Here is a 26,860-nt window from a genome sequence, read left to right as displayed (position 1 = left end):
CCTGCTCTTCTTTTCTATTCATAAACTCATATTAAAGTATTTCTCCGTTAGTACGAATAACATCTTTATACCAGAAGAATGAGTTTTTCTTTTTACGCTCTAACGTTCCAGATCCGTCATCATGCTTATCAACATAAATATAACCGTAGCGTTTAGACATCTCTCCTGTGGAAGCACTCACTAAATCAATACATCCCCAGCTAGTATATCCAATCATTTCAACTCCATCTTCTTGTATCGCATCACGCATTGCTATCATATGCTCACGTAAATAGTTAATTCGGTAATCATCATGAATCGTACCGTCTTCTTCTATCTCATCATAAGCACCTAAACCATTCTCAACAACGAATAGTGGTACTTCATATCGATCATACAATTTATTTAATGAAATTCTTAAGCCAGTCGGATCAATTTCCCATCCCCAATCACTCGCTTTAAGGAATGGATTTTTTATACCTGCCATAATATTTCCTTGTGCTTTTTCTTGCTCAGTCTTCTCTTTTTTCTCCGTACGAGACATGTAATAACTGAAACCGATGTAATCTACTGTATGCTCTTTAATTAATTCTAAGTCACCTTCTTGAATGTCTAATTCAATATTATGTTTTTTGAAATAGGATTGAATGAACGTTGGATATTTACCACGAACTTGAACATCCGCACAGAAGTAATTAAATAAACGCTCTTCTTGAAGTGCATACAACTCATTTTGCGGATCACAATCATATGAGTAGACTGGAGCATATATAATCATACAACCTATTTGTGATTCTGGAATGATCTCGTGACAAGCTTTCACTGCAAGTGCACTCGCAACAAATTGATGATGGAACGCTTGGAATGTCGGCTCATATTTATCTTCTTCTTTATTGATAGAGAATCCAAGTCCCATAATCGGCATAATTAAACCGCTATTAATCTCATTGAATGTCATCCAATATTTCACTTTATTTTTGTAGCGATTCAATATAGCATTTACATATCTTTCAAAGAATCCAATCACTTCACGATTTCTCCAGCCACCATATGTCTTAACAAGGTTTACTGGCATTTCGTAATGAGAAATTGTTACAACAGGCTCAATTCCGTGTTTTTCTAGCTCTGTAAAAACACGATCATAAAAAGCTAAACCTTCTTCATTTGGCTCTAGTTCATCACCATTTGGGAATATTCTTGTCCAAGCAATAGACATACGGAAAGATTTGAATCCCATCTCTGCGAACAAGGAAATATCTTCTTTATAACGGTTATAGAAATCAATACCATCATGGTTCGGATAATCGTACTTTGTTTTATCAATTTCAAAATTAAAACCAGGATCTTGCAATATTTTAAGGCGTCCTTTTCCACCAGGTAAAACGTCTGCAATATTTAATCCTTTTCCACCTTCATAAAATCCGCCTTCCATTTGGTTAGCAGCAGTAGCTCCCCCCCATAAAAATCTTTCTGGAAATCTTTTTGTTTGCTTTTCCATTACAATTCACTCCTCAGTTTTTCTTCTATATGAAAATAGCTTTAAAGATTAGATCAGATTTTCACCATTAGATTCAATCACTTTTTTATACCAATTAAAGCTCTTCTTTTTTATTCTATTTTTCGATCCGTTTCCTTCATTATCTTTATCAACATAAATGTAGCCGTAACGCTTTTTCATTTCACCAGTCGATGCGCTGACAATATCAATCGGCCCCCAGCTTGTATACCCTATAATTTCTACTCCGTCTTCGATTGCTTCAGCCATTTCTATAACATGTTTCTCTAAATATTCAATTCGATAATCATCATGAATTTCACCTTCAGAAGTAACCTCATCAACAGCCCCAAGACCATTTTCAACGACGAATAAAGGCTTTTGATAGCGATCATACAACTGATTTGCTGTAATCCTAAAACCTTTTGGATCAATAGTCCATCCCCATTCTGATTTTTCTAGATAAGGATTTTCAATAGAACCAAATACATTTCCATTTATCATACTGTTTAATACTTCTGAATCCGTACTTGTTACCCTACTTGAGTAATAACTGAATCCAATATAATCAACTGTATACTTTTTCAAAATCTCTTCATCATCTTTTTCCATCTCGATTACTAGTTTATGATCCTTAAAGAATCTCTTCGCATATCCTGGATATGCTCCTCTAGCCTGAACATCAATAAAGAAGAAGGACTCACGATCTTTTTCCATTGCATTGAAAACATCTTCTGGATTACATGTATGTGGATATACAGTTCCTGCCGCTAACATACATCCGATTTTGGCATTAGGTATAATTTCATGACAAGCTTTCACTGCCAGTGCACTTGCAACAAGCTGGTGATGCGCCGCTTGATATTGGATTTGTGTTTTATTCTCTCCCTCTTTAAATACAAGACCTGCACCTACAAATGGTAAATGAAGTAGCATATTTATTTCATTAAACGTCATCCAATATTTCACTTTATCTTTATATCTATTAAAAATAGTTTTCGCATACTTCTCAAAATAGTGTACAAGTTTTCTATCTCTCCAGCCCCCATATACCTCAACTAAATGTACGGGGACATCAAAATGAGCCATCGTAACTACTGGTTCAATATTATATTTTAATAATTCATCAAATAAATCATCATAGAACTGTAAACCAGCTTCATTTACCGTCTCATCATTGCCATTTGGAAAAATTCTCGTCCAAGCAATCGATACACGTAACGATTTAAATCCCATCTCTGCAAATAAAGCAATATCTTCTTTAAAATGATGATAAAAGTCAATTGAGTCATGTGAAGGATAGAATTCTCCTTCAATAGGCTTAAAAGAATTAAGGCTCCCAGCCATAACCTCCCAACGCTTTTCCCCCGTTGGTAATAAATCAACCGTTGTTAACCCTTTTCCACCTTCTAAATACGCTCCTTCAGCCTGATTCGCAGCAATTGCTCCGCCCCATAAAAATCCTTTTGGAAATTTATCATTCAACATACTAGCACTCCTCTACTATATAATTTAAAAATAATAGTTTTGTATAGGCTTCTCTTTTATTTACTAATTACTTCGATTAAATTCTCACCAATTTTGATTGGATTTGCTTCTGGTACTACTACATCATATTTATCACTATTCGTTATCACTACCGGTGTCGTTACAACATATCCAGCTGCTTGAATCGCTTGTATATCAAACTCAATAAGCAATTGTCCTTTCTCTATACGATCTCCTTGCGCAACGTGTGAAGAAAAGTGTTTTCCGTCAAGTTGAACTGTATCCATCCCGATATGAATCAGTAATTCCGCTCCATAATCCGTTACAATCCCAATCGCATGATTCGTTGGAAATAGTGCTGAAACTGTTCCTGAAACTGGTGCAAATAATTTACCGATAGAAGGTTCAATTGCAACTCCTTTTCCTATCGCACCTGATGCAAAGGCTGCATCTTTAATACTAGACAAATCGATTACTTTTCCTTCAAACGGGCTAGTAATACTATTTTTTTCATTTTGCGATCCAACTTCTTTACGATTCATTTCCTTTAAAGTAGCTGCTGCTTCATCAACTGTTGTAGCCGTTGTTTCTTTATCGAATCCAAATAAATAAGTAAGAATAAATCCAAATACAAAAGAAACAACAATTGCAATAATAAGTCCCCAGAATCCCGCAGTAATACCGGATTTTGGATCAATATAAGTCGGTATACCGAATATTCCAAAGCCACCGATCATATATATTTTTGAACCTGCGAAACCTAAAACTCCTCCGCCAATCGCTCCACCAATACAACTCATAATAAATGGTTTTTTTAGTGGAAGTGTAACCCCATAAATCGCTGGTTCAGTGACACCAAAAATACCAGAAATGAAAGCTGGAATACTAAGTGATTTTAGTTTTTGTTGCTTCGTTTTCAACCAAACTGCTAAAACAGCACCAATTTGTGCGAATGACGCTCCAAACATAAGCGCTAAAACTGGATCTGCTCCCATAAGAGTAAGATTATTAATTGATACTGGAATCAATCCCCAGTGAAGACCAAACATAACAAACACTTGCCAGAATCCACCAATGAAAAGTCCTGCTACTACTGGACTTAATTCATACAACCAAATCGTTCCTTGTCCTAAAAGCTGCCCCGCCCATGTTGCAATCGGTCCGATAACGATAAACGTCATTGGTATAACAACCAGTAATGTACAGAACGGTACTAAGAACGTTTTTACAACATCCGGAATTAGCTTTTTAAACGTCTTCTCTACTTTCGCTCCTACATACGCTGCGATAATGATTGGAATAACCGATGATGCATAACTCATTAAAATAACTGGAATTCCTAAAAACGTAATATGAACAGGTGATTCAAACATCGTCCCTGCAAATAATGTATAAAGTGGCTTACCTGTCGTTAATCCAGAAAGTGCCGGATAAACTAACGAAGCCCCTATTGCCATACCAATAAAAATGTTCCCGCCAAATTTCTTAATCGCTGTATACCCAAGGAATATTGGGAAGAAATAAAATAGCGAATCTCCGATTGCATTTAATATTTGATACGTTCCAGATGTATTACTTAACCATCCTAATGCTACCAAAAGGGCGTTTAAACCTTTTATCATCCCTGTTGCAGCTAAAACACCGAGAATTGGAGTAAATATACTAGAGATTACATCAATAAATTGATTAAATACCCCTTTTTTATTACTATCTGCTTCGACAGGTACTGACGTATGAAGATCACCAATTGTCATCACTGCTTGGTAGACGTCAGGTACGTGATTTCCAATAACAACTTGATACTGGCCACCACTTTTCATAACAGTAACGATCCCCTCCATATTTTTCAAAACGTCTGTCTTTGCTTTTCCTTCATCTCTTAATTGAAAACGCAGGCGTGTTACACAGTGAACAACACTAATAATATTTGCTTTACCGCCAACATTTTCAATAATGTCTTTTGCTAATTGTTCATATTTCATATTTATCCCCACTTTCTATCGCATTTTTGTAAATAAAAAACCTGAGTCCACCTGAGCATACACGCAAATAAGCTGCATGCTCAGGTTGACTCAGGTTATGCCCATATTGGTAACATTCCTCTAAGTAATATGTAGTTTATAAATAACAGCTATCTGATTTTCCCCTCATCTAACGTACAATTCGATGCATGTCGACAGGTCACCCGATGAATATGTAAAGTTAAATAGACAATTTCATCATTTGAAACACTCCAATTATAGACGTTTTGTAAATAGAGCTTCACTTTTTGACTACACTGAAACGCCGATTGATACTTCAACTGTATTTGCTCATAAAGGAATTGATCATCACCTTCGACAGCATGTTCTTTACGAGTAAATCGTATCGAGAAGAAACGAAGATGTGTTAAAAAGCGTTCATAATTAACCGAGTTTTCATCCATCTCTATTTGAAAATGATATTTAACGATATTCAAAATGTTATTCACCACTTCAGTTGCTTGCACGACAGAAGCCATATTATCACTAGCTAATTGACCATTCACTAAGTGCAAAGCAATGGAAGCAGCTTCATCCTCTCCAAGGCGAATCCCTATATCATTTTCAATCATATCTAATGCCTGTAGCGCAATTTGAAACTCTTGTTTATAATATTTTTTAATCTCCCATAGCAGTGCATTCTTGAGCTGTATACCTTGTTTATATCTACTAACTGCGAAACTTAAATGATCCGTTAGCGCAACATATAAATATTCATCCAATTTGTATGCAAGCTTAGATTGCGCATAGTTTATAATTTTTGAAGAAATATTTAAATAGAGTTCAGACGTATCTTCTAATAATTTTGCAAGCTTTTCAGAAACTCCATGCTTCTCTAGCACAAATGTTTTCTCTATTTTCGAAACATCAATTGTTTCTCCTACTTTCTTCTGAAAAGCTAACCCCTTTCCCATAACGACAATTTCTTGTTTAAACTCATTATGCGTAATAGCGACATTATTGTTTAAAATTTTTTTTATTTCCATTCGCACTCGTCCTTGGTTTTTTATATTTCAGGCAAAATTTTATAAAAAAAACCTAAATTTGCACATAAGAATAACGCTAAAGTTATTCTTACACAAATTTAGGTTTTGCCTGCCGAACAGTAACAACCCTTTAAGTTGTAAACGCTTTCCTTATTTTTAACATACTATTTCACCTCTGTCAACGACTGGACGTACTTGTCACATAACAAACACAAATTATTGTTTATTCCGATTTTGGCCAATACATCTGTATCAAAAATTGTGGTTATGCAGCCTGGATCTACTAGTACATTTTCTAATGTTTTTATACTGTAAAGGAAATGTAGTGATCGGAAATCCATACTCCACTCGAATTTTCGTGTTCGTCCACGAACTCCACTAAATCGTTGTTCTTCTACTTCAATTTCTTCCTTATATGCATTTGCTTCTTTTACAAAATAAAAAACTGCCCTTTCACAGGCAGTTTTTCTTTTTTATCCAAACACTTTCTCAAGTTCATCTTTATCTTGGCTTAGCCAGAAGTTCATTAAGCGTTGTGCTCCTTCTAAGTCATGAAGCTTCGCTTGGCCACACTGCGTTTCATTTGCAGCTGGAATTTCTGTAATTTGAACCGCATCTTTTAATGTTAGTTCTAATAAATCAATGATTTCTCGAACCGTCGGTGTTCCGCTTACAACAAGGTAATACCCTGTTTGGCAGCCCATTGGTGAAATATCGATAATATCAAAATGCGGATAACGATCAATATATTTACGTAAATTAAATGCTAATAAATGTTCTAGCGTATGAATAACATCTGGTTTCATTGCTTGTTTATTCGGTTGGCAGAAACGAATATCAAATTTATTTACAATACCGTCACTACCTACATTGTGGACTCCGCAATGTCTTACATAAGGCGCCTTTACAATCGTATGGTCTAATTCAAAGCTTTCTACTGATGGCATACAACATCTCTCCCGCTTTTAATTTAATTCCGTTATATCCAATATGATATAACGGAAATCGACATTAGTAAAGAATTATGTACGGTCGTGCTATAATACTTTAAGACTATGCTGAAAAGGAGACCATTATGAAACAGATTTTTATCGGTATTATACGCTTTTATCAAAAGTTCATTTCTCCGATGACACCGCCAACGTGCCGCTTTCATCCGACTTGCTCTCATTATGGATTAGAAGCGTTTCAAAAACACGGTGCCTTCAAAGGATTTTGGCTTACATGTAAGCGTATATTAAAATGTCACCCTTTCCATCCAGGAGGATTTGATCCTGTCCCAGATAAAAAGGATGACAAAGTAAATTCTTAATTGTCGTAGCCATTCACAACTACATCTAATTTTCCTGTGTCAGGGTGAATAACAAGACCGTGAACAGGCACTTCTTCAGGAAGTAACGGATGGTTGCGAAGTACTGATACACTATGTTCTACACTTTCTTCTACACTAGAGAACCCTCGTAAGAATTGCTCTAAATCAATTCCAGAATAACGAAGTGTATCTAATTTTTCTTCTGTTACACCGCGCTCTTTCATTTTTTCGATCGTACTGCTTGCTTGAATTTTTGCCATACCACAATCGTGGTGACCAACAACACATACTTCTTCAGCACCAAGTTCATATACAGCAACTAAAATACTACGCATAATACTTCCAAATGGATGCGAAATAACCGCGCCTGCTACTTTAATAATTTTCACATCACCGTTACGCATATTCATTGCTTTCGGTAATAATTCAACAAGACGTGTATCCATACAAGAGATAATTACCATTTTTTTATTTGGAAATTTCCCAGCTACAAACTCTTCATATTTCTTCTCTTCAACGAATTTTTCATTGTACTGCAAAATCTCGTCTAATGACTTCATAGTAAAAACCCTCTTTTCTCTCATTTACACTACATAGCTAGTGTACCAAAATATGAAAAACTCAAAAAGGATATTGCTTTATAGTAAAAAACGAATACTTTCAGATAATCGACATAATTCTTTCAAAATATACACACAGCTTTGTAACAACTCTCACATACCTTACTCCTATTTTCACTATAAACTGATTGTAGATAATGTAAAAAAGGAGTGAATATTTATTATGTCCGACGTTCTGTTACTGAGTCGTTTTCAATTTGCAATTACTATTTTTTATCACTTTTTATTTGTACCTTTGACAATCGGACTTGTTATTTTAGTAGCATGTATGGAAACTCAATACGCCCGCACATTGAATCCAACATACCGTAAAATGGCAAATTTCTGGGGTAAATTATTTACAATTAACTTCGTAATGGGGATTATAACCGGGATTACGATGGAGTTCCAATTTGGAACAAACTGGTCTGAGTACTCCAAATATATGGGAGATATTTTCGGATCACCTCTTGCAATCGAAGCACTTGTTGCCTTTTTCTTAGAATCTACTTTCATGGGAATATGGTTATTCGGTAAAGACAAAATCTCACCAAAGTTCCGTGCTTTCTGTATGTGGATGGTTGCACTTGGAACAAATATTTCTGCCCTTTGGATTATTACAGCAAACGGCTTTATGCAAAATCCTGTTGGCTATGTAGTACGTAATGGCCGCGCTGAATTAAATGACTTCTGGGCTCTTGTTACAAATCCATATGCATGGAATATGTTCTTCCATACTGTAATTGGTTGTTATATTGTCGGTGCTTTCTTCGTTATGGCAATTAGTGCATATCACTTACTACGTAAAAATGAAGTGGAATTCTTCAAAAAATCATTTAAGTTTGGTTTACTGTTAGGGTTATTCGCAGCAACTATTACACCTTTTATGGGACATCAATCCGGTGTATCAGCAGCTAAGTATCAACCAGCAAAAGGAGCTGCAATGGAAGCTGTTTGGGAAACTGGAAAAGGACAAGGCTTCTCAATCATTCAAATTCCTGATGTGAAAAACGAAAAGAACTTTGAATTCCTTACTATTCCAAAACTCGGAAGTTTCTTCTATACAAACTCATTTGATGGAGAAATTGTTGGTTTAAAAGATATTCCGAAAGAAGATCGTCCAAACGTTAACCTCGTGTACTATAGCTTCCGCTTAATGGTGGCACTTGGCATGTTCTTTATGGCATTAACTTGGTTCGGTTTCTATTTAAACCGAAAAGGAAAACTAGAAAACTCAAAACGCTATTTAAAAATTACAATGTGGTCTGTCTTACTTCCTTATATTGCAATTAACGCTGGTTGGATTGTTGCTGAAGTAGGTCGTCAACCGTGGACAGTTTATAAACTAATGCGTACAGCAGAATCTGTGTCACCTATATCAGTTCCACAAATTTGGTTCTCATTAATTAGTTTAATATTGTTCTACACTTTACTCTTAATTGCAGACGTATACTTAATGCTGAAGTTCGCGAAAAAAGGACCAGCTGCATTAGAAGAACCTGCTACTGAAGGAGGTACAGCTCATGTCTCATGATATGCTTGCAGTCATCTGGTTCGGTTTATGGGGCGTCATTTGGACAGTTTACTTCATTCTTGATGGTTATGCACTCGGTAACGGGATGATTTTCCCATTCGTTGCGAAAGACCGACAAGAACGAAATCAATTACAAGAAGCTATTGGCCCGTTCTGGGGTGGTAATGAAGTATGGTTAATTACAGCTGGTGGCGCAACATTTGCTGCCTTCCCAATCACATATGCAAATATGTTTAGTTACCTGTATACACCACTATTTTTAGTATTACTTGCACTATTTGCTCGTGCCGCTGGACTTGAATTTATGCATAAAGACGATTCACCAATTTGGCAAAAAACTTGTAAATGGGCATTTACAATTGGTAGTTTCCTAATCGCCTTCTTATTCGGTGTTACATTCGCTAACCTATATTACGGACTACAAATCGGAAAAAATGGATATGAAGGAAATTTACTTAGCTTACTAAACCATTACGGTATTTTAGGTGGTCTTTTCTTCACTGCTATATTCGTCGTATCTGGTGCCCTTTGGATTATGATTAAAACAACTGGTGAAGTATCTGATCGTGCTTATAAAATCGCAAGACCATTTTCAATGGCAGCTGCAATCATTTTAGCGATCTTCTATGTCGCAACTGCAAATCGTACAAATTTATTCCAAAACTTCACGGAATATCCTGTACTATTCATTCTTCCAGTACTTGCAATGTTAATGAGTGTACTCGCACTTATTATGGTGTACAAACATAAAATCGGTCTTGCATTCACATTCGTTTGCTTAACAATCGCAATGTTTATGACAACTGGTTTTGCAGGTATGTTCCCAAGAATGTTACCATCACGTATTAACGACGCATACAGTACAACGTTATATAACGCAGCCGGTAGTGAATTAAACTTAAAAATTATGTTCTTCGTTGCAATCATCATGGTACCAATCGTTATTGGATATCAACTTTGGAGCTACAGTATATTTAAAAATAAAATTCATAAAGACTCTGCTAAAGGGTATCACTAAAATGAAAAGACACTTCGAGCGAAGTGTCTTTTTTCTTATACGTATGATTTCCGATGCGATGTTACATTTCTAATCTAACAACTATGATAAAGAAGAATCACTAACAGCTCACAACTAAATTGTATCACAGGGCAAACACATCAATTTATGCAATTTTACATATAAAAATTATAACGTAGATTGAATTACTTGGTCATACACATCGTTATCCGTTACATCTGCCGTACTAATACCACTGAATGTCCTCACATTTAATCCGGTATTTGAAGATCCCGATCCATTATAAGCTTTCGTTTTTTCAATTGGATGTACGTTATATTTATCACCTAAGTTAATTGTTCCGTTACAGTTTTCAATAATAACACCTTCAACAATAGCTGGCATTTTGTCACCTACTTTCATTTCGTTACTTTCAGTGTATGAAAAATGCCTATAAAAATAGCTTATTTATATGAGAAAAAGCACTCAGAAGAGTGCTTTTTCTCATACCATGAATAGCTAGTTTGGAGACAGTTGACTTCTTCAAAATTTTATTAGGGGTAATATTTTGAAAAAGAAAGCCTTTCATATGTAGCTTAACACCGCTGGAATATATAGTAAATTGATAATCTTTATACGGAAGATTGCTAATGTTTAGTATAGATATTTTCCACTATATCAACAGTGATAACTATCTACACTAAACAACAAAAAGGCGCCTTTTAAAAAGACGCCCTTTCCCCTGTTTATATACAGCCCATCCCACTTTTCGTAAACACACACTAGAAAACAGAATCATGAATCGTTACAAGATTGTTAGATACAAAAAGAGTAGAGGCTAATGTTTGTATACAATTCTGCTTTATAGCATGTATCCACAATTTATATTTTAATCCTCTTTCATTAAAAAGGAACAAAATATGCAAAATTACATATTTCAAAGAAAAAGACACTCTACAGAGTGCCCTCTAAACCATTTTACTTTTAATATATCGCTTTGAATACATTTTATCATATTTATCTATATCGTTTATTGAGAAAATTCTAAATCGTTATTTTAATTATTAATAACTTCAAAATCATGTAGTATTAGGGGTGCAATAAAAACATCATAAAAATTGAGGTGTACTATATTTATGTATTTTGGAATTATTCCTCTTATATTGTTTATTATTTTTCTTATCTCTTACTTAAAAGATCCGCGAAAAATAATAAATGGCTTTTTATTTAATGCCTTTTTCTGTTCTTTTCTATTATTTTGTGCAGTCGTCTCGTTTGCATCTGGTAATAACGCTTTACATTTTATCGTTATTATTCCCATGATAGCGCTAATTGTAATGATACCTTTTGCTATAGTCGCTTTAATGTTTGGGCTATTTCTTAATGCGAGAATCTTGATGAAGCGTGAAGGAAGACGCTTTACAAACTCTTTAACTTTAATTGCAGCTTTAGGGATTTTATTCTTTATGCTACTCCCTATCATAAATCCAGCAAGTTTAGTCTCAACACACTTTCAATTTATTTTTGCTGGTATTTCTCTTATAACTATGTATTTCTTTATACATTTATCTAACTTCTTAAGCGCTTATTTTCTATACCAATTCAATAGACCGAGACGTAATCAAGATTTCATCATCGTTCTTGGTAGCGGCTTAATTAATGACAAAGTGCCACCTTTACTTGCAAGTCGTATTAATAAAGCTATCGACTTCTATTGGAAACAAGCAGCTGTGAATACACCACCAACAATTATTTTCTCTGGTGGACAAGGTCCAGATGAAGGGCTTCCTGAAGCAGAAGCGATGCAAAATTATGCGGTTGAAAAAGGAATTCCTCTTGAACATACAGTGCAAGAAAATCGCTCTGTAAACACATATCAAAATATGTCGTTCTCTAAAGAAATTATGGATTCATTAAAACCTGAAGGTAAGTATAAAAGTATCTTTACAACGAATAATTTCCATCTTTTCCGCGCCGGTATATATGCAAAACAAGCCAGTCTGAATAGCCAAGGAATCGGATCAAAAACAGCATTTTATTACTGGCCTAACGCAATGATTCGCGAATATGTTGCAATCGTCGTTATGGGACGTAAACGACATATGAAAGTGTGCGGAACTATTTTAGGATTCTCTTTATTCCTAACAGTAATTAGTTTTATATTTTCTTAACAACCTCCCATCCTTTGAACGGATGGGATTTTTTATACGAATTCCAAAAATATTTTAATGGTAATATGGTGATAATATTCCCTGCATACATCCATTAAAGGAGAATTTTTTCAAATAAAATGTTAGAATGAACTTTAGATGTGAATTATGTAACAAATACGAAAACTAGTTTGAAACGAGGAAATTATATGGAGAGAATTATGAAAAACAAACCCAATAAGCTAAAAATCGCTTTTAAAGCTTTGATGATTATTATTGGGGCATTTATCACAGCGTACGGATTAGAAGCTGTATTAATTCCAAATAACGTATCCGACGGTGGTGTAACTGGTTTAAGTATCGTTAGTTCAAGATTATTCGGATTACCATTAGGTCTTCTAATCGCAGTCGTTAACATCCCTTTCGTTTGGTTAGGATATAAACAAATCGGTAAAAGCTTTGCACTTTATTCTATTATCGGGATTGCTTCACTAGCAGTAGGTACCGTTCTCATGCACGGAGTACCAACAATTATTGAGGGCGATACACTTTTAATTACTGTTGTTGGTGGTATTATTATCGGTTTTGGTATGGGACTAGCATTACGTAATGGCGGGGCATTAGATGGAATCGATATGCTAGCCGTATTACTTTCTAGAAAGTTACCATTTGGAACAAGTGATCTTATCTTATTCTTAAATATGTTTGTCTTTATTTTTGTCTCAACAGTATTTGGTCTTCAAGGAGCTATCCTTTCGGCGATTGCTTACTTTATCGCTTCTAAAGTAATTCATATTGTTGAAGTTGGTTTAAGTGGTTCTAAAACGTTTAAAATCATTACAAAAGAACCTGAATTAATAGTAGAAACAATTCGTGATCGTTTAGGTCGAAGTGCAACATACAATGAAGTTTATGGTGGGTATTCAAGAGAGAAATTTAAAGAAATCTCTTGTGTAATTAACCGTTTAGAAGAAAGTAAAATGAAAGAACTTATTCATGAAATTGATCCAAATGCCTTTATTACAGTGTATGACGTAGCTGAAGTAAAAGGCGGTAATTTCAAGAAGCATGATATTCATTAATCGTTATGAAAAAAGAGGCTGTGCCAAAATTTTGGCACAGCCTCTTTTTATTATTAAGTTACTACCGTTGTCAGTTTTTGTCGGTAAGTCGATATATTTCAAAAATCGCTGATATAATTTTACTCCCCCCATCTTCCTCCGCTTTTAATCCATGCTACGTATTTTTGAAAGGCAGTCACTTCATCTTGAAAGCGCAGCGGAATATATAGAAATAGAGTACATGTACATAGTATCCATACAATACCTACTACAAAGTGAAATTTCATCGTTGTACTAATAAACAAACCGAGGAATAATACGAGGAACATAATCAAACTAAATCTTTTATACATAGTCATACTATCCCCTCCTTATCCCTTAATTGTATCAGCTAAAAGGGATTATTTTCCATAATAAAAAAAGACCGAAAAGCAAATTCCACTTCTCGGTCTCTCTACTATCTTCTCTTCGAAATTTTCCCTGAACCGCCAACCCTTGTTTTCGGGGGAGACGTATTCTTTGGTGGCGTTTTAATAGATGATTTCGGCTTCACATCAGATCCGCTCGAGCCACCTGGATTTTTCGTGATTGTTCCTTTGCTTCCGGTAGAAGGCGGAGGCGTCGTTTTACTTCCTTTTTCCGTAATACTCCCTTTATCACCTACAGATGATTTCGGATCTACATTATCGCCTCGCTTAATAATAGATCCTTTCCCTTCCTTCGTAATTGGAGGTGGGGTTTTCTTTTCTTCTTTCGTAGGTGGTCTTTCCGGGATAACCGGTTTATGATTTTGTCTGTCGTTATATCCGCGATAATCACCGTATGATGATTTTCGTGAACCGAATATATCGTTTAATATACTCCCCATAATATATCCTTGTAAGAAGGATGGTTGGTAATTTTGACGGACAAATTCTTCATTACTTATTTCAATTAACGTATCGGATGGTTTCTCTTTATCCTTTTGCAAATTATACATTTTATCAGAATAAACGAGGAACATTTGATTTTCGTCTTCTTTAGATGCTTGCTTCGGTTTCCTTTCGGCTATAAGTTCCTTTGCGACTTCAGGAACTGACCGATTGGCAGCCCTATACACGTAAGATTCTTGTTTACCATCCTTTGCGACAGACTCTAGCGGATAACGGTCCTGAATTGACTTCGCCTGACCACTTTGACAGCCCGATAAAGCATAGCCGGCAATAACAAGTAATGTAACGATAGCAAGTATAGGGATCACGAACGATTTAATCATGGTAAACAATCGGTTTGACATGATTACGCCCCCCTTATGTTGCTCTTATGATTTGTACATCAGCAGGAATAATTGCTTCTCCCTCATACATCATTGTGCGACCATTTTGCCATTCAACACGTAATAATTTGCGGTTGTCAGACTGGAATTCCCATACATACTGTTCTTCTGAAGCAGCGAATGGCGTTTTCCCCATAACAACAACACGTCCATTATATTGTTCTTCCATATGATACTCTATATCATCCATTTCAATCGTCGTCGGAATTTCATCAATTGAATCTAAACGACCATCAATCGGTGTATACAATTTGTAATACGTATTTTCACGGTCTTCAATTTTTAAATAACGAATATCTTTCCCGTCCTGTAAAGTTAAAACAATTTCCTTGCGAGAATGCATGCTCGTTTTCCCAGTTAATTCGTACATGACTAACGACACTTCAATCATATCTCCAGGAGCTAACGTTAAGAGACTCTTTTCTGGTTTCGGCGGCTCTGGGCTCTTCATTATATTTTTAATACGTTTAAATAAGCTCACAATCTACCCCTCCTTTTCTCTTTATAAACAAGCACCTAAAATAAGTGCACCAACGATATGTAATGAACCAGCTAACATCGCATGTGCTACGCTGCCTTCTTTCGTTCCTTCTTCTAAATCTAAACCAGACATTTTCTTTAACACAAACTCAATGAACATTTCTACAACTAATAAAATAACGAAAGAAACTGCTGAGGCAAGAAGCGCCTGCCATAAATCATTTGCTTTCGTAATCGATTGTGACAAAATGTATCCTTGAGCGAATAATTTCATAACGAAACGTGTTGTCACTGCTGTGTTTCCATTTTTTATTTCTTTTAAATCATTGTATTTTGTAAAAATCGAATCAACCCACATAATTGCAAATAAAAGTACCGCACTCGCTCCAGTCCATACGAGCATAGCTAAAACATTCATCCACGTCATTACAAAACCTCCTCTAAAATAGTAATAGAAAACCGACATGAATCCTCTTCAGACATGTCGGTTTCTTTGTCTATTCTATATTATTTCTCGTACTGCTTCATAATACGAGCTAATTCATCGTCAACAACAGAATTTTTGTTTAAGCTTGCAAATTCATCATCTAACGACTTTTCTTTCTTGTAAATTTCACCGCTTGCTTCTGCTTCAGCCTCTAATTGAAGTGCTTTCTCTTCCATACGGCTTAAACCAGCTTTTGCTGAATTTGAATCGAATCCAGACATCGCCTGATTAATATTCTTTTGTGCTTTCGCTGCATTTACACGCGCTACAAGTGTTTCACGCTTATTTTTCAGCTCTGTTAATTGTTTACGCATTTCTTCTAGCTTAAGGCGAAGGTTATCAGCAGCAGCTTTGTTTTGCTCATAGCTTGCTTTATACTCATTCATCTTTTGCTCTGCATTTTGTTTTTCTTCTAGAGCACGGCGCGCAAGATCTAAGTTGCTAGCTTGAACAGCCATATGTGCTTGCTCTTCACGTTTTTTCACAAGTGCTTCTTGCTCTTCAAATAATATTTTGAATTTCTTCTCAAGTGCGATTTGAGCTGCTACACTTTTCTCAGCTTCTTGTACATCCGCTTGCATATCGCGTAAATATTGATCCGTCATCTTAACTGGATCTTCAGCTTTTTCAATTAATGAATACACATTCGACATTGTTAAATCTCTTAATCGTTTAAATACAGACATCCAAATTCCTCCTATGATATACCTCATATTTCAAATTCACTACTTGGAAAATTAAAAATCTCCCTTTTCAGTAAGAATATTCATTTTTACAACCTATGTGTTTATTATAACAAAACTAAGATGTCCTTACATGTTATTTCCAAAATACAGCCAATATAATATGACATTCCAGATATAATATTGTATTCCTACTATATCCTTATTATTTCTGTCTCCAAAATCAACTTATTTTTGCGCGATTTCACTAAATTACATAATTGTAATGTTACTGTAAGCTAACTCGATAGTTACGTTTCAACATTTCTTATAGACTAATACCAGAAGCAACGGAATAACAAAAAAGCTTCTCATAATGTAAGGACTAATACAGAAACTGTATTTACTATAAAACATATAAAAAGGAGAAATCATCATGAAAAAATTAGTAGGAATCGGATTAGCAGCAGCAATTTCATTCGGAGCATTATCAGGTTGTTCTTTATTAGGAGAAAAAGCGAACGGCTTTGTATTATATGGAACAGAAGAGCAAGTAGCGCAAATTGCAGATAAAAATAAAAAAGAAGTTAAAGAAAAAGATATGTATAAAATGAAGCTTACGACGTTAGAAGATAAAAAAGTTCTTGTAATGGATAAAAAAACCGGTGAAGAACTCGTAAAGAAAGAATTGCTTAAAAAAGTTGGAAAAGATGAAAATACAAAACCACTTGATAAATTACCAGCTGTAACAGCAGACCAAGGTGTATTATTTGCAAAAGATAAAGTAGAAAATGCTACAATTGATGGCGCAAAATTAAACTATGAAGGTAATACAATTATCGGAAGTGGCCGCGCATATGCAGACATGTTCGCAATTGTTGACGATGCAACTTACGGAAATGTAAAAGGTGAAGAAAAATCTGTAGGTGTACTAAAATTCGATAAGGACCCTAGTAAAGAATTCCCTGGAAAGAACGGTGTAGAAGCAGCTCAGCTTGTTACAATTAAAAAGTAAGTAAAAAAGCTTTGCGAAATTCGCAAAGCTTTTTTCTATTTATGAGCGATTTGCTTCATATCTGGACTACAAGTTTGCGACTGACATGACTTACTTAAAGAGCATGCTGCGCATTTTCCTTTTTTACTTCTCTTTACAAAATTAACTAACGTATATGCTGCATAACCAAAAATGATAGCTCCAATTATAATATTGACCATCACCTAATACATCTCCTTCTAGAATCCGAGTAAGGATCCAACTTGGTATATAATGAGCGTTAATACATAAGCAACAACGAGCGGATAAACGACAGAGAAAACTGTCCATTTCATCGATCCTGTTTCACGTTTAATAACAGCTACTGTCGCTAAGCACGGAACATATAATAAAATAAAGAACATAAATGCATAGGCTGATAGCGCCGTATAATGTGCTCCCATTACATTTCCTAGCACATCTTCTTTAACCGCATAAATAATTGCCATTGTAGAAACGACAACTTCTTTCGCTAAAAATCCTGTTAAAAGGGATGCTGCAGCTTGCCACGTTCCAAAACCGAGCGGTGCAAATAGTGGTGCGATAAATCCACCAATCATTGCTAAGTAACTGTCTCCCATATCAACACCAAATCCTGATGGACCTGCATAGTTTAATAACCAAATGACAACAGAACCACCGAAGATGAATGTACCTGCTTTACGAACAAATCCTTTACCTTTCTCCCACGTGCTCAGCCATAACGTTTTCGCTTGCGGCACACGGTAAGGTGGTAGTTCAATGACAAAAATAGATTTTTCCGCTTTTAAAATAGTAAGAGACATAATTTTTGTAACAAGTAACGCAAGAACAATACCTGCAATGTATAAAGAGAACACAACAGTCGCCTGACTATTAGGGAAGAACACTCCCGCAAATAATGCATATACAGGTAAACGTGCTGAACAAGACATAAATGGTGTTACAAGAACTGTAAGTAAACGTTCTTTCTCTTGTTCAATCGTTCTCGCTGCCATAATACCTGGAACGTTACATCCAAAGCCGATAATCATCGGAATGAACGCCTTTCCGTTTAAACCGAAAAACTCCATAATTCTATCCATAACAACTGCAATTCGTGCCATATATCCTGAGTCTTCTAATAATGAAATGAAGAAGAATAGTGCAAAGATTTGTGGAACGAATACTAATACCGCACCAACGCCAGCAATAATACCTTCTGTAACGAGTGCTTGAATAAAATCAGAAGCGCCAACACTTGTGAGCCCAGCTGTAACCCAATCAGTAAGTTGTCCTCCAAAAAATCCATCAAGCATATCCGATAAAGGTGTACCAATCCACGTAAACGTAACCTGAAAAATAAAAAACATAACTGCTAAAAAGATTGGAAGTCCTAAAATTTTATGTGTAATTAACCTATCGATTTTTTCCGAAAAAGGAATTTTTCCTTCTTTCTCATGTTGCATAACATTTGTTTTTAACTTTTCAATATACGCTTCACGAGTCTTGTAAATGTGCTCCTCCAACGTACAATCAAGTTTTCCATCTAAACGAGATCGAATGGCTATAAGTTCCTTATAAATTGGTAATGCTTTCATTTCTTTTTCTACTACTTCGTTATTGCTTACAAATTGAAGGGTTAACCACCTCGGATGCTCATAATTCGCTGTCTCTAAAAGAGCAATTATCTCTCCAATCCCTTCATCCATTTGTACACCATATGAAATAACAAATGGCTTTTTCTCTTTTTGTTTCTCTTCATGAAGAGTAGTAAGTAATTCTTCACAGCCTTTTCCGGTTCTTGCGATGACAGGAACGACTGTTACACCTAATATTTCTGATAACCGTTTTACATTAATCACAATTCCTCTTTGCTTTGCCACATCAACCATATTTAAACCAATTGAAACGGGCTTACCAAATTCAAGTAATTGCAATGTTAAATGCATATTTCGCTCAAATTGCGAGGAATCCACTATATTTAACATATGATGAAATTCGTCTGTTAGTAGAAAATTCGTAACGACACCTTCATCACGTGAAACTGGATTCAAATCATAGACGCCTGGTAAATCAATTAATGTTCCTTGCTTATCTTTTAATTTACCAACCTTCTTTTCTACTGTTACACCGCTCCAGTTTCCTACATACTCATAAGAACCAGTAAGTGCATTAAATAATGATGTTTTCCCTGTATTCGGATTCCCTAGCAAAGCTACCTTGTTCACGCTAATTCCACCTTTATCATTTTCGCGTCACAATGACGAATACTAATTAACTGCCCACGACACTCCAATGTACAAGGACCTTTAAACATCGCTTTCTGTTTTATGCGAAGTTCGCTTCCTTCCGCAAGACCAAAAGCAGCTAGTCTACGCTTTAATAACTGATCTAACGACTGAATACTTTTTACTAACACTTTCTCACCAATTTTAATATCTACTAAGCTCATAACCTTCCCCCTCAGAAGAGAATGATAATTATTTTCAAAAAAATTATATCATACTCTATTTCACTTGGACTATACCTTTTCACTTCATATTTATTAACATTTCAATACAATTCTATTTCAATAATTGTCATACACGGTACATTTGCCATTCTCATCCATTTCAATTACAATAAACAATAGCAAATAAAGAATCTCGTTATCGCAGGGGGAGCCTTATCGCTGAGAGGGAACACTTCGTTCCGACCCTTAGAACCTGTTAGTTAATGCTATCGCAGGGATTGTGCAAACGTCCGAAATACATACCTCTTTTTTATTTACGTATTTCGTATCCTCCTATGATAATGTTCTTTTTTTGTGCAACTTGGATTTAGGGGGAGACAACATGCGTAACACCAATTTACAAGCGATGATCGAATCTGCAATTCTTGCAGCCTTCGCCATGATTATCGACATTTTACCATTATCACTTAAACTTCCAACAGGTGGTTCCATTTCATTTGCAATGATTCCTATTTTTATTATCGCATACCGCTGGGGCTTCAAAATGGCTTTCTTAGGAGGCTTAATTTGGGGATTATTACAAATTGTCGTTGGAGATGCTTACATTTTAACACCTATTCAAGCATTCATTGAGTACTTCGTTGCTTTTGCATTCATTGGATTTGCTGGATTATTCCATCGTCCAATTCAAAAAGCTCTTGCCTCAGACAACAATAATGCAGAGCATTCAAGTTTGGGTAGTCGCAAAGATAAACCTAAACAAAACAAAGGAAAAAAAGCACTTGTTTACATTATCCTTGCCACATTTGTCGGTAGCTTTGCACGCTATTTCTGTCACTTTATTGCTGGTATTATTTTCTTTGGTCAATATGCACCTAAAGGACAATCAGCTGCCTTATATTCATTAATTGTAAACGGTAGTACTATGATCGGTTCTTTCATACTATGTACTGTATTACTAATTCTTTTATTTACAACTTCACCACGCTTATTCAAAAGCATCGGTGCTTATCAAATGAATACACAAAAAAAGGGCGCTTAATTAGCGCTCTTTTTTTCATATCGTAATATCAATAATAAATACAATAAATGCACAAAAGAAAATAAATACCATCACACCTAGTAAATTGCTATTCACGGCTAATCTACTCCTTACATAACCTCATTTTCTATTCAAATTATACTGTTTAAAAATAAAGATTAGGTAAAGATAATATGAAATTAAATTAAAAAAGCGTAACATGTATTGTCTACGCTTTTTTCGGTAAGTAGAAGTAAAATAACACACCATCTTTTGTATTCTTTACCCCATATTCAGCATTGTGCAATTCTAAAATATTCTTTGAAATAGCAAGCCCAAGCCCCGTTCCACCTTGTGAACGCTGACGAGCTGCATCCACGCGATAAAAACGATCCCAAATTTTATCTAATTGCTCTTCTTCAATGTGGGTACCTTTATTTTCAATACACACTTTTATACGATCCTTCTCATCTATTGTAGAAATAATAATATCTTCTTTATTTGGTGTATAACGTATGGCATTCGTAATGAAGTTCACTATTACTTGTTCAATTCTATTTTGATTCCCAACCACTTCAGCTGGACATATATGCTTGTGGACACTCAGTTCTTTTTTCTCTATCTCCACAGAAAGGTGCTCACATATATCTTCAATTGCTGTATCAATATAAAATGAACCCTTTTTCATTTTATATGTGCCTGATTCAAATTTAGCTAACTCAAGCATATCCAAAATTAAAGTATCCATTTTATCTACTTCTCGTTCCATCGCTTGAAAATAATACTCTTTTTTATGTTCAGCTACCCCATCTTTTAAAATAGAAATACAGCTTTTCATAATACTCAGCGGCGTTTTTAATTCATGCGAAACACCTGCAATAAATTCTTTCCTTGTGTTTTCTAACTTTCTTTCTTTTTCAATATCTTGTTCTAACTGTCCAATATGTGAATGTAGTTTATTAGATAGTGTATTAATATTTTGCGATAAATCACCGATTTCATCTTTTGAAGTAATCGGGATTTTTTCTGTAAAGTCTAAATGTGCTATTTTCTTCGTTGTATCATTTATTTTTAATAACGGTTTTGCGATTTGTTTTGAGTAATAGAACGAAGCTAGAAATATAAGAACGACTACAAACGCAACAATGTAAATGTAATAATCTTGCACCATTTGCACAGCCTCATCGACAGGCTGTAAAGAAGCCATCGCGTATATGTATGTCACCGATCCATCTTTTTCTTTTATTGGTTTGATTAATAATTTATATTTTATATCATTTTTTTCATAGTCCATTGTTTGTGTTGAATATTGTATTTGATTGCTTTCTTTTAGTAATAAATCAGCTTGAAATTCTTTTATATTATCCAAAAATAAATTGTTTTTATAAATTGGGTTTACAGGTCCTTTTACATTAGGGAACTGTACCTTCGTAATTTTCCCTGATATATTAAAATCTGAATTTTGAGCCGCCCTCTTCTTTTCCTCATCACTCATAATTCCAGCAAATTTTTTTCTTTCCACAGTGATAGAATCTTGAGCAACCTTTGGTTTTTCCTCGCTCATCTTAGGTTCTTTTTCAGCTAACTTCTTACCTAATGGTTTATGAAACCAACTCAAATTCACCTCATCTATCTTTAAATAAGATGTGATGAAACTATCGTCTCTTTTTAGTCCATCGAAATAAACTGGTCGTCCTTCCAAATCTGGTAGTGTTCCACCTTCAATCTCATCTATATTCATGAGATAGTACAAAGGAATGATAATTGTTTTTTGTCCCACTCGCTTCTCTTCTCGTCGATCTAAAGTAATTTCAAAATAAAAATCATCTGCGTGCTTTAAATTCCCATTATGATCTAACGTCGTAATCCAAGTATTATTTTCTCTTAAAAAATCTTGCTCCAGTTTCTGAACTTCCTCCGAACTCCCCGCATAATTTAAGTAACTCTTTTCAAAGGAATCTAAATTCACTTTAATATCTTCCACTTTTCGATTCGCATAATATTGCTTGAAAAATATCGTTTGTCCAATAAATATCGTCGCTAAAATCAACATGCATAAGGCTGTCGTAAGGGTAAATAATTTAAGTACAATCCCTTTTCTCATACATTCCCCTCAAATTTATAACCAGTTCGCACTACAGTTGTAATGTACTTTGCCTTCTCTCCTAATTTATTTCGCAAATTACGAATGTGGCTATTAACCGTTCGATCATCACCAGCAAATTCATATCCCCAAATTCTTGAAATTAATTGCTCTCGTGTTAGAACAATTCCTTGGTTTTTCATAAAATACACTAATATTTCAAACTCTGTATGTGTTAAAGCAATACTTTCTCCATCAACAGTAACAGTACGAGATGGGAAGTGAACATAAATTCCATGAATACCTAGTGTGTCATCTTCACTATTTGGAGACTCTTTCAAAGCTTTTCTACTTTCCAATAATCGTTTCGCTCTCGCTAATAAAATTGGCGGGCTATACGGCTTCGTCACATAATCATCTGCTCCAAGTTCAAACCCAAGTAACGCATCATCTTCATCTACGCGTGCTGTCAGCATAATAATTGGTACTTGGGACGTTTTACGAATCCTTCGGCAAACAGACCATCCATCTAGTTCCGGCAACATAATATCGAGTATAACTAAATCAACCTCTTCTTCCTCAAACAAGGTTAAAGCTTCTTTCCCGTCTCTCGCTTCAAGCACTTTATATTGTTCACTCAAAAAATAATCCTTTAATATTTCACGTAAAATATCTTCATCTTCAACAATTAAAATCCTTTTTGACATAACTTATGTATCCCCCTCCCACTTTCAGAAACTACAATTTTATCCCGCTATTTGCGGACAGTAAGACTCCCACCTCAAAATTCGGCACATGCGAGGAACTTAAGCGGGAGATTAACTTCCCGTAAAAGCCCGATTGGTGAGGGCTAATAATCAGAGGGAGGATGGACAAGCGCCCCTCTGATTAAAGTTTCACTTTATTTTGAATAACTACCAGTTAACTTCGCCTCGATAATATATCTATCTGGTGCATCTCCTATATAATCAAACGGATAGCAAGTCGTCAGTGTTAATATTGGTTCTTCTTTTTTTATAATAACAGTACGATCATCCGCATGGGTAATCCATGTCTTTTGAATTTCATATGTGTAAGTTTTATTATCATACTCTAAAATAAGAGTATCCTTTTCTTTTAACTCTCCTAAATCTGTAAATACAGTATCTCGATGCCCACTGAGTACAGTATGTCCTCCTCCAGATGGAGTTGTCGTTAAATCGCTAACAAACATACCAACTCCTTTTTTCAAAGTTGCATCATTCGCTCCCCAATATATAGAAAACTTCTTCTTTATTTTCGGTATATTTAACATCGCTACCTTTTCTCCTTCTTTATGTTCTGTTTGAGAAGAAGGTACTTGAGACGTTACTGGTGTTTCATATGAAAGTTGATTATCTTGTATATTTTTAAGGCTCTTTATTTCTTCTTTCGTTAATTCTTGAGCAGAGCTTTTTCCTTTATACCATTCCACAGCGTAATACGATCCCATGAATAGCCCTATGACCATCAATATGATACCGATATAATTGAGTAACTTCACGTTCCATCCCTCCATGCAAAAAATGGTAGGAATAACCTACCATTTTTAATATATGAAATTATCCCGTTCTTTATAGAAAAATATTTTATTTATGCCTTAACTTTATTACGACGATTCAAACCAAATAATGTCCCTATCCCTACAAGACATGCGCTTAGCGCCATCATTGCTACATTATTTGATGCTGTGTTTGGTAATTTTTCACCTTGTACAACTGGCTTTGCTACTTCTTTTTTAACTGCATCATTTTTTTGCCCGTCTTTTATCGCTACTTCTTTTTTTGCCATATCACTTTTTAACTGTTCTTGCGCTATTCTCTTTTTCTCTTCTTCACTCTTTTTCTCGGCTTTTATTGCTTCCTCTTTTTTAGCCATATCACTTTTTTCTTGTACTTGTGCCGCTTGCTTTTTCTCTATATCATTTTTTTGCTGTACCTTAATTGCTTCTTCTTTTTTAGCTGCATCTTGCTGCATTTGCGCTGATTCTTCCTTTGTTAATGTTCCGGTAGAAGCACTCGCTACTGAAGAATATCCTACTGTTAAAAGTGCCATTGCACAAATTGGTAATAGTTTTTTTTTCATTTTATTTCTCTCCTCTTATACGTTTTACATCACTTCGCATCGGATGTATCACTAGAATAAACAACAGATATAAATATAAGATGCAGATGAAATATATTTCATTTAAAGATTTCATTGTAGAAAAATAAAAAAACATCGCAATATATACGATGTTTTTTCGGGTGTGTGTCTCGATATTTATTTGTTACTTTCGCGTGATTGAGAAGTAGAAAGGGCCGGAGTGATAACTAATTGTCTCGGCTCAGTTTTCTTGAAGTGATTTTTGACGTTACACTTACGACATTGAACGACCCACGCTTTAATAGGATTTGTTAAAATAATTTTTTGCCTTTCGTTAGGGGCCTCTTCTTCCAATTTACAACTATCGCTCCACTTACTCCATTTCATTGTAAATTTAGAAGAAGAATGATCGTCTTCTCGATCAAACATCTGCAAAAAATCCATTTCTCCAGCTAGCATTACGGTGTTACTAGTTGCTAAAAAAGAAAAGGTCGTCCAATGTTTCTCCATGCCCTCCTACTCCTTTTTCACATATAGAGTGCCTAAAACTTAATTTACCTAAAATATGCTTGCCTTTTACCTTACACTTATAGTTTATCCAAAACACTACTATGCAACTATCGATTTGTCTTACAAATTACCTTACATTTTTGTAAGAAACGAAAAAACCTTCACTCTATATACGTGAAGGTTTTTCATTTCTTATCTATATGATCTTTCATATCATCAAGTCCAGCTTCTTGCAGCTGCGACATCATACCGTGGGAAATTGCGCCTAATACTAAAGTCATTCCAATTAGTGAAATGCGAATTGCAGGTACATCAATTATGTAAGCCAACATGCCAAGAACAATTGTTAAAAGCAATGCTTTTATAAATGTTACACTTGTATACTGTTTTTTTCTCATCATAATCACCCTTTATGGAAGCGTTTTCTTAATATAATCAGTATATCATATCATCTGATTATTTTGTGAGGGTTTCTGTAAAAACCTTATATCTTCTTTGACTTTTTTCTTTCTATCCTTTACAGTCGAAATGTTCACAAGTTTTACACTGTAGGAGGATTCAAATGAAAATTGAAATAAAAGACACTTTAATTTCTGAAGAACAATTACAAGAAAAAGTAAAAGAACTAGCTCTTCAAATCGAACGTGATTTTGAAGGAGAAGAAATCGTAGTAATCGCTGTATTAAAAGGATCTTTCGTATTCGCTGCTGATTTAATTCGTCATATTAAAAACGAAGTAACAATCGACTTTATCTCTGCATCTAGCTACGGAAATCAAACAGAAACAACTGGAAAAGTAAAACTATTAAAAGATATCGATGTAAACATTACTGGAAAAAACGTAATTGTCGTAGAAGACATTATCGATTCTGGTTTAACACTTCACTTCTTAAAAGATCACTTCTTTATGCATAAACCAAAAGCATTGAAATTCTGTACGTTACTTGATAAACCTGAACGCCGTAAAGTGGACTTAAAAGCTGAATATGTTGGCTTCCAAATTCCAGACGAATTTATCGTTGGCTACGGTATTGACTGCGCAGAAAAATATCGTAACTTACCATTTATCGCTTCAGTTGTAACGGAATAATAAAATAAACTTCCATCAATTATTGATGGAAGTTTATTTTC

Annotated in this window: 29 protein-coding genes and 1 riboswitch; of the genes, 8 read left to right on the top strand and 21 right to left on the bottom strand. The window is 35.0% G+C overall.

All coding sequences use genetic code 11. From position 1 onward, the window contains the following. Positions 1–31: 31 nt before the first annotated feature. From JTF23_RS11860 to luxS, 5 genes are all read right to left on the bottom strand, one after another. Positions 32–1,477 (bottom strand): glycoside hydrolase family 1 protein, encoded by a 1,446-nt coding sequence (locus JTF23_RS11860; RefSeq protein ID WP_204208822.1) that lies wholly within the window; start codon positions 1,475–1,477, stop codon positions 32–34. A 48-nt stretch (positions 1,478–1,525) separates the two neighbouring features. Beyond that, positions 1,526–2,962 (bottom strand): 6-phospho-beta-glucosidase, encoded by a 1,437-nt coding sequence (locus JTF23_RS11855; protein WP_204208821.1) that lies wholly within the window; start codon positions 2,960–2,962, stop codon positions 1,526–1,528. A gap of 56 nt (positions 2,963–3,018) precedes the next feature. Next, entirely contained in the window at positions 3,019–4,944 is a 1,926-nt protein-coding gene (locus JTF23_RS11850) for a beta-glucoside-specific PTS transporter subunit IIABC (RefSeq protein WP_204208820.1), read from the bottom strand. A gap of 149 nt (positions 4,945–5,093) precedes the next feature. Beyond that, positions 5,094–5,969: a BglG family transcription antiterminator LicT gene (licT, locus tag JTF23_RS11845; protein ID WP_088079550.1), complete on the bottom strand. Its 876-nt coding sequence runs from the start codon at positions 5,967–5,969 to the stop codon at positions 5,094–5,096. A 473-nt stretch (positions 5,970–6,442) separates the two neighbouring features. Next, positions 6,443–6,916 carry an S-ribosylhomocysteine lyase LuxS gene (luxS, locus tag JTF23_RS11840; protein ID WP_001141371.1) on the bottom strand — a complete coding sequence of 158 codons (474 nt, stop codon included), beginning with the start codon at positions 6,914–6,916 and terminating at the stop codon, positions 6,443–6,445. A 128-nt stretch (positions 6,917–7,044) separates the two neighbouring features. On the opposite strand from luxS, the gene yidD reads away from it, so the two are divergent. Beyond that, positions 7,045–7,281, top strand: a complete 237-nt coding sequence (gene yidD / locus JTF23_RS11835; protein WP_002112460.1) for a membrane protein insertion efficiency factor YidD — start codon at positions 7,045–7,047, stop codon at positions 7,279–7,281. Here yidD and JTF23_RS11830 read toward each other — a convergent pair. Beyond that, the gene (locus tag JTF23_RS11830) at positions 7,278–7,841 is read right to left on the bottom strand and encodes a beta-class carbonic anhydrase (RefSeq protein ID WP_002160110.1); all 564 of its coding nucleotides are present in this window, start codon (positions 7,839–7,841) and stop codon (positions 7,278–7,280) included. The two genes, yidD and JTF23_RS11830, sit on opposite strands and share 4 nt — an antisense overlap. Positions 7,842–8,064: 223 nt before the next feature. On the opposite strand from JTF23_RS11830, the gene cydA reads away from it, so the two are divergent. Both cydA and cydB read left to right on the top strand, forming a co-directional pair. Beyond that, positions 8,065–9,414: a cytochrome ubiquinol oxidase subunit I gene (gene cydA, locus JTF23_RS11825; RefSeq protein ID WP_204208819.1), complete on the top strand. Its 1,350-nt coding sequence runs from the start codon at positions 8,065–8,067 to the stop codon at positions 9,412–9,414. Then, positions 9,404–10,432, top strand: coding sequence for a cytochrome d ubiquinol oxidase subunit II (gene cydB / locus JTF23_RS11820; RefSeq protein WP_204208818.1), 1,029 nt, complete (start codon positions 9,404–9,406; stop codon positions 10,430–10,432). Before cydA ends, cydB begins: the two co-directional genes overlap by 11 nt. A 168-nt stretch (positions 10,433–10,600) precedes the next feature. Here cydB and JTF23_RS11815 read toward each other — a convergent pair whose 3' ends face one another. Then, a complete protein-coding gene (locus JTF23_RS11815) occupies positions 10,601–10,834 on the bottom strand; it encodes a spore germination protein (protein ID WP_002015747.1) in 234 nt (77 codons plus the stop codon). 713 nt (positions 10,835–11,547) lie between these two features. Here JTF23_RS11815 and JTF23_RS11810 point away from each other — a divergent pair. After that, positions 11,548–12,582 carry a YdcF family protein gene (locus JTF23_RS11810; RefSeq protein ID WP_204208817.1) on the top strand — a complete coding sequence of 345 codons (1,035 nt, stop codon included), beginning with the start codon at positions 11,548–11,550 and terminating at the stop codon, positions 12,580–12,582. A gap of 188 nt (positions 12,583–12,770) precedes the next feature. After that, complete coding sequence (locus JTF23_RS11805) at positions 12,771–13,643, top strand: YitT family protein (protein ID WP_016106459.1); 873 nt, start codon at positions 12,771–12,773, stop codon at positions 13,641–13,643. A gap of 119 nt (positions 13,644–13,762) precedes the next feature. Here JTF23_RS11805 and JTF23_RS11800 read toward each other — a convergent pair whose 3' ends face one another. From JTF23_RS11800 to JTF23_RS11780, 5 genes are all read right to left on the bottom strand, one after another. Further along, positions 13,763–13,981 (bottom strand): hypothetical protein, encoded by a 219-nt coding sequence (locus tag JTF23_RS11800; protein WP_002199039.1) that lies wholly within the window; start codon positions 13,979–13,981, stop codon positions 13,763–13,765. Positions 13,982–14,079: 98 nt separating this feature from the next. Continuing rightward, positions 14,080–14,898, bottom strand: a complete 819-nt coding sequence (locus JTF23_RS11795; RefSeq protein ID WP_016106460.1) for a DUF4247 domain-containing protein — start codon at positions 14,896–14,898, stop codon at positions 14,080–14,082. A gap of 13 nt (positions 14,899–14,911) precedes the next feature. Further along, positions 14,912–15,418 carry a DUF4178 domain-containing protein gene (locus tag JTF23_RS11790; RefSeq protein WP_000051748.1) on the bottom strand — a complete coding sequence of 169 codons (507 nt, stop codon included), beginning with the start codon at positions 15,416–15,418 and terminating at the stop codon, positions 14,912–14,914. Between the two features lie 21 nt (positions 15,419–15,439). Further along, a complete protein-coding gene (locus JTF23_RS11785; protein WP_000220084.1) occupies positions 15,440–15,844 on the bottom strand; it encodes a DUF350 domain-containing protein in 405 nt (134 codons plus the stop codon). Between the two features lie 80 nt (positions 15,845–15,924). Next, a complete protein-coding gene (locus JTF23_RS11780; RefSeq protein WP_002015754.1) occupies positions 15,925–16,590 on the bottom strand; it encodes a PspA/IM30 family protein in 666 nt (221 codons plus the stop codon). 412 nt (positions 16,591–17,002) lie between these two features. Here JTF23_RS11780 and JTF23_RS11775 point away from each other — a divergent pair, with 412 nt between their 5' ends. Further along, positions 17,003–17,581: a lipoprotein BA_5634 family protein gene (locus tag JTF23_RS11775; protein ID WP_204208816.1), complete on the top strand. Its 579-nt coding sequence runs from the start codon at positions 17,003–17,005 to the stop codon at positions 17,579–17,581. A 35-nt stretch (positions 17,582–17,616) separates the two neighbouring features. On the opposite strand, the gene JTF23_RS11770 is transcribed toward JTF23_RS11775, so the two are convergent. The 3 genes from JTF23_RS11770 to JTF23_RS11760 are packed head-to-tail and all read right to left on the bottom strand — an operon-like array spanning position 17,617 to position 20,012. Continuing rightward, positions 17,617–17,784 (bottom strand): FeoB-associated Cys-rich membrane protein, encoded by a 168-nt coding sequence (locus JTF23_RS11770; RefSeq protein ID WP_204208815.1) that lies wholly within the window; start codon positions 17,782–17,784, stop codon positions 17,617–17,619. Between the two features lie 15 nt (positions 17,785–17,799). Beyond that, on the bottom strand, positions 17,800–19,788 hold the full coding sequence (gene feoB / locus JTF23_RS11765; protein WP_204208814.1) for a ferrous iron transport protein B: 1,989 nt from the start codon (positions 19,786–19,788) through the stop codon (positions 17,800–17,802). Continuing rightward, the gene (locus JTF23_RS11760; RefSeq protein WP_000060510.1) at positions 19,785–20,012 is read right to left on the bottom strand and encodes a FeoA family protein; all 228 of its coding nucleotides are present in this window, start codon (positions 20,010–20,012) and stop codon (positions 19,785–19,787) included. The genes feoB and JTF23_RS11760 overlap by 4 nt, the downstream gene beginning before the upstream one ends. Positions 20,013–20,206: 194 nt before the next feature. Then, a riboswitch (TPP riboswitch) is annotated at positions 20,207–20,308 on the top strand. An 86-nt stretch (positions 20,309–20,394) separates the two neighbouring features. On the opposite strand from JTF23_RS11760, the gene thiT reads away from it, so the two are divergent. Continuing rightward, a complete protein-coding gene (gene thiT / locus JTF23_RS11755; RefSeq protein WP_204208813.1) occupies positions 20,395–21,054 on the top strand; it encodes an energy-coupled thiamine transporter ThiT in 660 nt (219 codons plus the stop codon). A 208-nt stretch (positions 21,055–21,262) separates the two neighbouring features. Here the strand turns inward: thiT and JTF23_RS11750 are convergent, their stop codons facing one another. The 6 genes from JTF23_RS11750 to JTF23_RS11725 form a co-directional block, all read right to left on the bottom strand. Further along, positions 21,263–23,137, bottom strand: coding sequence for a sensor histidine kinase (locus tag JTF23_RS11750; protein WP_204208812.1), 1,875 nt, complete (start codon positions 23,135–23,137; stop codon positions 21,263–21,265). Beyond that, on the bottom strand, positions 23,134–23,823 hold the full coding sequence (locus tag JTF23_RS11745) for a response regulator transcription factor (RefSeq protein ID WP_204208811.1): 690 nt from the start codon (positions 23,821–23,823) through the stop codon (positions 23,134–23,136). The genes JTF23_RS11750 and JTF23_RS11745 overlap by 4 nt, the downstream gene beginning before the upstream one ends. Positions 23,824–24,017: 194 nt before the next feature. Next, complete coding sequence (locus JTF23_RS11740; RefSeq protein ID WP_002199032.1) at positions 24,018–24,638, bottom strand: class D sortase; 621 nt, start codon at positions 24,636–24,638, stop codon at positions 24,018–24,020. A gap of 89 nt (positions 24,639–24,727) precedes the next feature. Further along, positions 24,728–25,219: an LPXTG cell wall anchor domain-containing protein gene (locus JTF23_RS11735; protein ID WP_002199031.1), complete on the bottom strand. Its 492-nt coding sequence runs from the start codon at positions 25,217–25,219 to the stop codon at positions 24,728–24,730. Between the two features lie 177 nt (positions 25,220–25,396). Further along, positions 25,397–25,729: a hypothetical protein gene (locus tag JTF23_RS11730; RefSeq protein ID WP_002112483.1), complete on the bottom strand. Its 333-nt coding sequence runs from the start codon at positions 25,727–25,729 to the stop codon at positions 25,397–25,399. A gap of 185 nt (positions 25,730–25,914) precedes the next feature. Further along, positions 25,915–26,130: a hypothetical protein gene (locus JTF23_RS11725; RefSeq protein WP_002145200.1), complete on the bottom strand. Its 216-nt coding sequence runs from the start codon at positions 26,128–26,130 to the stop codon at positions 25,915–25,917. Positions 26,131–26,291: 161 nt separating this feature from the next. Here JTF23_RS11725 and hpt point away from each other — a divergent pair, with 161 nt between their 5' ends. Further along, positions 26,292–26,819, top strand: a complete 528-nt coding sequence (gene hpt / locus JTF23_RS11720; protein ID WP_000687586.1) for a hypoxanthine phosphoribosyltransferase — start codon at positions 26,292–26,294, stop codon at positions 26,817–26,819. Positions 26,820–26,860 lie beyond the last annotated feature (41 nt).

The organism is Bacillus sp. RIT 809 (genome assembly GCF_016892495.1).
Classification (GTDB): Bacteria; Bacillota; Bacilli; order Bacillales; family Bacillaceae_G; genus Bacillus_A; species Bacillus_A cereus_U.
Note: the sequence above shows the minus strand (reverse complement) of the source record. Positions and strands in the feature narration are given on the sequence as shown.